Genomic DNA, 7,667 nt, shown 5'->3' with positions numbered 1-7,667 from the left:
GTCCAGGATGTCGTTGATGATGGTCAGCAGCGCATCGCCCGAATCGCGGATGGTCGAGACGTAGTCCTGCTGCTCGGCGTCGAGCGGCGTGTCGAGCAGCAGCCCGCTCATGCCGATCACCGCGTTCATCGGCGTGCGGATCTCGTGGCTCATGGTCGCGAGGAATGCGCTCTTGGCCTCGTTCGTGGCTTCGGCGGCGGCTCGCGCCTCCTTGGACTCGTTGAACAGGCGTGCGTTCTGGATCGCGATCACGGCCTGGTCGGCGAAGGTCTTCAGCAGCTTGATCTCCTTGTCGGCGAACGCCTGCGGCGGCTGGCGCGTGACGTGGATCGAGCCGATGTAGCGGCCCTCCCACATCAGGGGGGCGATCATGATCGCGTAGTTGCCCAGCAACTCGGCGATCTCGCGCATGAATGCGGGCAAGTGCTGCGCGGCGAGCGCATCCGGAACATGGAGGACGTCGGGGCCGGGCATCGCCGCGCCCGCGGGCACGATCGGCCGGGGATAGAAGCGCTCGAGCACTTCGCGGGCAGGGCCGCGATGCGCGCTCAGGTGCACCAGTCCGTCGTCGTCGACCAGCGAAATGCCCTGCTGCGTGCCGGAGAACAGGCGCTGGCAGCTCTCCAGGATCTTGTCGAACACAGGCTGCGCGTCTTCCATCGATTCGCTGATGACCTGGAGCACGTCCGCCGTGGCGGTCTGCCGCTCGAGCGCCTCGCGGGTCTCGTGGATCAGCCGCACGTTCTCGATCGCGAGCACGGCCTGGTCGGCAAACAGCTGGAGCAGGTCGATCTGCCGCTGCGGCGTCTTGCCGGGGTCCGGCCAGGCGGTGGTGATCGCGCCGATCGGCACGCCGTCCTTGAGCATCGGCGCGCAGATCAACCGGCGCCGGTTTCCGCTGTTCGCCAGCCTGCGGTCGTAGTCCGGATCCGACCACGCGTCGTCGGTGCTGAGGGCCCGTCGCTCGAGGATGGCCCGGCCGTTCATCTGGCGCGGGTCCGGCGGCGCCGGCCACACCGTGCGCGCCGCTTCCAGCGCCTGCGCGGACCAGTTGCGGGTCGCGGCCAGGCGGACCAGGTGGCCATCGAAGCTGAAGATGGCGGAAGCCGGGCCTTCGAACAACCACATGGTGCAGTCCAGGATGGCCTCGAACACCGGCGTCACTTCGGTCGGCGATTCGCTGATGACGCGCAGCACGTCGCTGACGGCGGTCTGGTACTCGAGCGACTCAGTCAGCTCGGCGGTGCGCTCCTCGACCTTGTGCAGCGCCACCTGGGTCTCGTTGAAGAGCCGTGCATTCTGGATCGCGATGACGGCCTGGTCGGCGAAGGTCTTGAGCAGCGCACGCTCGCTGGGCCTGAACGGACCGACCCTGGTGCGCTGCATGCTCAGGATGCCGATGCCGCGGCCTTCCCAGATCAGCGGCGCCGCCAGGTTCGCGTAGCTCATTCCCGCAAGCTCGGCGTTGCGACGCAGCACCAGCGGCGCCGCGGGATCGCTCAGCACATCGGCGAATTCCACGAGTTCGCCGGTCCGAAAGGAGAGTTCGGCCGAGGTGCCGGCCAGCGGCATCGGGTAGTTCGACTGCATCGACGCACTGAGGTCGGCCAGCCGTTCTTCGCTGATCGTGGCGCGGCCGGCTGCCGTCATCAACCAGCGGGTCAGCGCAAGGTGCCCCTCGGCGTCGACCATCAACAGGGCGAAGGAGCTGCCGTCGAACAGGTGCTCGCAGCATTCGAGGATCTTGTCGAACACCGGACCGGGGTCCGCCACCGAGCTGCCGATGACCTGCAGCACCTCGGCGGCGGCGCGCTGGTGGGACAGGGCCTCTTGCATCTCGCGGCCGTGGCGCTGCGTCTCGTCGAACAGGCGTGCGTTCTCCAGCGCCAGGCCCAGGCTCGCCGCCACGGTCTCGAGCAGCCGGATCTCGTGCGCCCCGAAGGCGTATTCGCGTTCGTGGTTCTGCAGCGCGATGATGCCGAGCGCGCGGTCGCTGCCGATGATCGGGACCGCGGCGATCGAATGTGCCCAGTCGGTTCCCGGTGCGGGATGGAGGCCGGCCCGGGTCTGCTCCTCGCGCGTATGGGCCACGCCGACCTGGCGCGTGTGCAGGATGCGCGCCATGGCCTCGTCGGGCTTCAATGGCCTTGCCGGTGGCTGCGGCAGGGGCATGTTGTGTTCGTAGCGGTACAGCACCTGGACCAGGTCGGTCTTGTCGTCCCACCAGACGATGTTCAGGTCGCCGGTGTGGAACAGGTCGCGCAACTTGTCGCCCACCAGTTCGATGATGGCCTGGAATCCCAGCTTTGCCGCGATGCCTTGCTGGATCCCGTTGATGAGCGTGAGTTCGTCGGTGCGCTGCATGAGCGCGCCCTTGCATTCGGTCAACTCATGCTGGAGGCTCTCGCGGACACGGAGATTGGCCAGGACCCCGGCGGCCTGGCGTGCCAGCGCGGCCAGCAAGTCGCGGTGTTTGCGGTCAAAGCGACCCAGCGTGCCTTCGGTGTCGGCATAGAGGTAGCCCCACAATTCCCCCCGCGCGACCAGCGGCGCGATCAGGCATGAGCGCTGGTCGGCCGGCTCGGCGCCCTCGGGCCCGTGCCGCAGGCTCGCCTTGCGGCTGCGGCGGGTGTCGGCGAGCCAGGGCGTGATGGCGCAGAGGAGGGCGGCGGCGTCTTCAGTGGGCGGCAGCCTCGCGCCGGCGCTGCGCAAGCCGGCTTCGGTATCGAGCACCAGCAGCAGGCGCTGGGCGCCAACGAGCCGGGCGGCTTCGTCGACCACCAGGTCGCACACCTCGCTCGTGGTGCTGAGCGCGTTCAGCCGCAGGCCGGGGTCGGCCCGCCGCTCGACCGGTTCGCGCAGTGTGCTGCCCGCGCGGGGCGCGTGCTTCGACAGGGGTCGAGACCGGGACTCAGCCATGGGGCATTTGCCTTCAGCGATCAGCAGTTTGATGCGCGAGCGGCGCACCACGGCGTGGAGTCTAGCGGCGAAGGGGGAATCTCTGCACGCGGGCGCTCGCCTCTCGCCCTTCCCGGCCGTGCCGGCCGCCGGTTGTCAGCGGCGAGCCAACGGTCGATTCGGGCCCATTACTTGGGCACCATCGACAGGAACGGCCCGAGGCTGCCCAGGAACCAGTTCTGGCTGAAGTCGAGCGCGGCGCGCCGGTATTTCTCGTCGGCCTGCGCCGCCAGCAGGTCCAGCCGCGCCACCACCTTGGAGAGTTCGCGATCGACCAGCAGATTCCGGCCGCGCTCGCTGATCTCGGTGGCCAGCAGCAGCGGCTGGCCGTCGGGCCCGGTCTTGGAGCCGATCAGCCACAGCGAGATCTCGAAATTGCGCGCCGCCCGGAAGCTGTTCTCGGCGTTCACCCCGTCGAGCATGCTCTGCTCCCAGGTGTCGCCGTTGGCCTGCTTGAGCAGCGCCGCCCAGCCGACCACCAGCGCCGCGACCCGGTCGCCCTCGTAGGGCCGGGGCGCGGTCTCGAAGGCCAGCCGGATGGCGTCGATGCCGTAGGCGCCCTGGAGCTGGGGCAGCGGCGCGTTGTGCGAGACCGCGTCCCAGGTGCGCTGGATCGCCTCGTCGGCGCTGCCGCACCACTTGCGCCATTCGCGCGGATTTCGGCGGTAGAGCGACAGCTGCACGCGCCGCACCGACTGGAGGTTGTCGCGCAGCGCGAGGTTGGCGATGCGGTTCGCGCCGCTCTGGAGCCATTCGTTGTTGGCGTAGGGCTCGGCGCGATCGGTCGAGGCACAGCCCGCCAGGGCCAGGGCCGCCGCGCCGCCGCCGATGAGCCAGGCGCGGCGGCCGAGAGACGCGGAAAGAGGGGAAACAGGCATGGTCCTCACGTTATCATCCTCGCCTCAGGGGGCGGCCTGGCCTGGGGGTGCCGGCCGTCGGAATCTGCTTACAAATCAACACCTTGGCACCCAACCTTGGCATAACAACTGGCTTAGGGCCGACCTGACGTGCGTCTCAATTCCATCAAGCTCTCGGGCTTCAAGTCCTTCGCCGAACCCACCAATTTCCTCCTGCCCGGCCAGCTGGTCGGCGTGGTCGGTCCCAACGGCTGCGGCAAGTCGAACATCATGGATGCCGTGCGCTGGGTGCTCGGCGAGTCGCGCGCCTCCGAACTGCGCGGCGAGTCCATGCAGGACGTCATCTTCAACGGCACCACCACGCGCAAGCAGGCCAGCCGATCCAGCGTCGAGCTGGTGTTCGACAACGCCGACCACCGCGCAGGCGGCCAGTGGGCCCAGTTCGCGGAGATCGCTGTCAAGCGCGTGCTGACGCGCGACGGCAACTCGAGCTACTACATCAACAACCAGCCGGTGCGCCGGCGCGACGTGCAGGACGTGTTCCTCGGCACCGGCCTGGGGCCCCGCGCCTACGCGATCATCGGCCAGGGCACGATCAGCCGGATCATCGAATCCAAGCCCGAGGAACTGCGCCTGTTCCTCGAAGAGGCCGCCGGTGTCTCGAAGTACAAGGAGCGCCGCCGGGAGACCGAGAACCGGCTCGGCGACACGCGCGAGAACCTCACCCGGGTCGAGGACATCCTGCGCGAACTCAACAGCAACCTCGAACGCCTCGAGAAGCAGGCCGAGGTGGCGGCGCGCTACAACGCGCTCACGGGCGACGCCGCGCGCAAGCAGCATCAGCTGTGGTTCCTCAAGCGCACCGAAAGCGAAGCCGACCAGGCCAAGGTCAAGGCCGACGCCGAGCGCGCGATCAACGACCTCGAATCGCGCACCGCCGACCTGCGCCACGTCGAGGCCGACCTCGAGACCGTGCGGCAGGCCCATTACGCGGCCGGCGACCAGGTCAACCAGGCGCAGGGCAAGCTGTACGAGGCCAGCGCCGAAGTCGGCCGGCTCGAGGGCGAGATCCGCTTCGTGGTCGAAGGCCGCCAGCGGGTCGAGCAGCGCCTGGTGCAGCTGCGCGAGCAGATGGCCCAATGGGGGGCGCGCCGCGAAGACGCCGAGACCGAGATCGAAACGCTGGCCGGCCAGGGCGTGAACGCCGAGGAGCAGGCCGAACTGCTGGCCGCGCAGCTCGAGGAGCACGACGCCCGCATGCCCGAGCTCGAGGACGCGCAGCAGCGGGCCCAGAACGAAGCCAACGCCCAGCGCGCCACGGTGGTGCAGGTGCAGCAGCAGATCCAGGTGCTGGCGGCCGACCAGCGCAACATCGAGGAGCAGAGCCGCCAGCTCAACCAGCGCGCCGAGCGGCTGCGGGTCGACCAGAACGCGCTCGCGGCGCCCGACGAGGCGCGGTTGCGCGACCAGCAGGAGCAGCTCGCCGCCGCGCAGGAAGCGGCCGCCGAGGCCGACGCCCGGCTGCAGGACCTGCAGGAAACGGTGCCGCAGCTCGACGACGATCGGCGCACGCGCCAGCAATCGGTCAACACCGAAGGCGCGCGCCATGCCGAGCTCTCGGCCCGGCTCGAGGCGCTCAAGGCGCTGCAGGAAAAGGTCAAGACCGACGGCAAGCTCGCGCCCTGGCTGGCCAAGCACGGGCTCGACAGCCTGCAGGGACTGTGGARCCGCATCCACATCGAGCAGGGCTGGGAGAACGCGCTCGAATCCGCGCTGCGCGAGCGGCTGGGCGCGCTCGAAGTCAGTCGGCTCGACATGGTCCGCGCCTTCGGTGGCGATGCGCCGCCGGCCAAGCTGGCCTTCTACAGCCCGCCGCTGGCCGGTGTGCCACAGGGTGCGGCGACGTTGCCGCGGCTGGCGGACCTGCTGCGCCTGGGCGACGCCGGCCARCAGGCCTTGCTGTCCGAATGGCTGCACGGCTGCTTCACCGCCGCGACGCTCGAAGAGGCGCTGGCGCAGCGCGACAAGCTGCAACCCGGCGAAGTGATCTACGTCCAGAGCGGTCACGCGGTGACGGCCCACAGCGTGAGCTTCTATGCACCGGACTCCGAGCAGGCCGGCCTGCTGGCGCGCCAGCAGGAAATGGAAAACCTGGAGCGCCAGCTGCGCGCCCAGACCCTGATCGCCGACGAGTCGCGCACCGCGCTGGCGCGTGCCGAAGCCGCCTACGGCGACGCCGCTCAACGGCTCGTGACGGCGCGCCGCGAGGCCGCCGACACCCAGTCGCGCGCGCATGAACTGCAAGTCGAGACGCTGCGCCTGTCGCAGCTGGCCGAGCAGACCCGCGCGCGCAGCGAGCAGTTGTCGAACGACCTCGGCGAAGTGGTGGCACAGCTCGAGGAACTGCAGGAAAGGCGCGTCGCCGCCGAGTCGCGCTTCGAAGAGCTCGACATGCAGCTCGCCGACAGCCAGGAGCGTCACGCGCAGCTCGACGAACGCGTGATCGAGGCCGGCCGCGCGCTCACCGCCAGCCGCGAACAGCACCGCAGCCTGGAGCGCCAGGCCCAGGAAGCGACCTTCGCGCAACGCACGCTCGAAGCGCGCCGGGGCGAGCTGAGCCGCGCGATCGAAACCGCGACCCAGCAGACGGTGGCGCTGGCTGAGGAAAACGAGCGCGCCCGCGCCGAACTCGGCCGTTTGTCCGACGCGGCGGCGCAGGCGGGCCTGCAGGACGCGCTGTCACTCAAGCTGGAGCGCGAGACCGCGCTGGGCGCCGCGCGCAGCCAGTACGACGACCTGACGCTGAAGCTGCGCGCCAGCGACGAGCGCCGGCTGCAGCTGGAGCGCGAGCTCGATCCGTTGCGCCAGCGCATCACCGACTTCCAGCTGAAGGAGCAGGCGGCGCGGCTGGGCTTCGAGCAGTACCAGCAACTGCTGGCCGACGCCGAGGCCGATCTCGAGGCGGTCGCACAGTCGATCGAGACCGACAAGGTGCGCCTCACCGGCCTGCAAAGCGAGATCGACCGGCTCAACCGCGAGGTGGCATCGCTCGGCGCGGTCAACCTGGCGGCGCTCGACGAACTCGCGGTGGCGAGCGAGCGCAAGACCTTCCTCGATGCCCAGTCGGCCGACCTGAACGAAGCCATCGGTACCCTGGAGGACGCGATCCGCAAGATCGACGCCGAGACCCGCGACCTGCTCGGCGGCACCTTCAAGATCGTCAACGAGCACTTCAGCCGCATGTTCCCCGAACTCTTCGGCGGCGGTAACGCCAGGCTCATGATGACCGGCGACGAGATCCTCGACTCCGGCGTGCAGGTCATGGCGCAGCCGCCGGGCAAGAAGAACCAGACCATCCACCTGCTGTCGGGCGGCGAGAAGGCGCTGACCGCGATCGCGCTGGTGTTCGCGATCTTCCAGTTGAACCCCGCGCCGTTCTGCCTGCTGGACGAGGTGGACGCGCCGCTGGACGACGCCAACACCGAGCGCTACGCCAAGCTGGTCACCGCGATGAGCCGTGAAACGCAGTTCCTCTTCATCAGCCACAACAAGATCGCGATGGAGATGGCCGAACAGCTGATCGGCGTGACCATGCAGGAGCAGGGCGTCTCGCGGATCGTGGCGGTCGACATGGAGTCGGCCGTGTCGATGGTCGAGGCAGCTTGATGACCCCCACGCTCCTCACTTCGTGTGTCGCTGCCCCCCGAGGGGGCCGCAGGCCGCCTTGGGGCGGCCCGGCGCCGGCCTGGGTGACCCCCACGCTCCTCACTTCGTGTGTCGCTGCCCCCCGTGGGGGCCGCAGCCGCCTTGGGGCGGCCCGGCGGCGTCTGAGCCGGTGCGGTCCATGAGCAA

Annotated in this window: 3 protein-coding genes; 1 reads left to right on the top strand and 2 read right to left on the bottom strand. The window is 69.4% G+C overall.

All coding sequences use genetic code 11. From position 1 onward, the window contains the following. The coding region (locus tag AC1D2K_RS25220) for a GAF domain-containing protein (protein WP_478091881.1) at positions 1-2,919 on the bottom strand (2,919 nt) is incomplete at its 3' end. A gap of 167 nt (positions 2,920-3,086) precedes the next feature. Then, positions 3,087-3,836 carry a hypothetical protein gene (locus AC1D2K_RS25215; RefSeq protein WP_478091879.1) on the bottom strand — a complete coding sequence of 250 codons (750 nt, stop codon included), beginning with the start codon at positions 3,834-3,836 and terminating at the stop codon, positions 3,087-3,089. A 129-nt stretch (positions 3,837-3,965) separates the two neighbouring features. Here AC1D2K_RS25215 and smc point away from each other — a divergent pair, with 129 nt between their 5' ends. Next, the gene (gene smc, locus AC1D2K_RS25210) at positions 3,966-7,481 is read left to right on the top strand and encodes a chromosome segregation protein SMC (RefSeq protein ID WP_478091877.1); all 3,516 of its coding nucleotides are present in this window, start codon (positions 3,966-3,968) and stop codon (positions 7,479-7,481) included. Positions 7,482-7,667: the final 186 nt, after the last annotated feature.

This window comes from Variovorax sp. P1_H12_2, assembly GCF_056405335.1.
Note: the sequence above shows the minus strand (reverse complement) of the source record. Positions and strands in the feature narration are given on the sequence as shown.

Excerpts from the sequence above, each read along its gene's own strand:
- AC1D2K_RS25215 (WP_478091879.1), bottom strand. The coding sequence starts at position 3,836 with ATGCCTGTTTCCCCTCTTTCCGCGTCTCTCGGCCGCCGCGCCTGGCTC.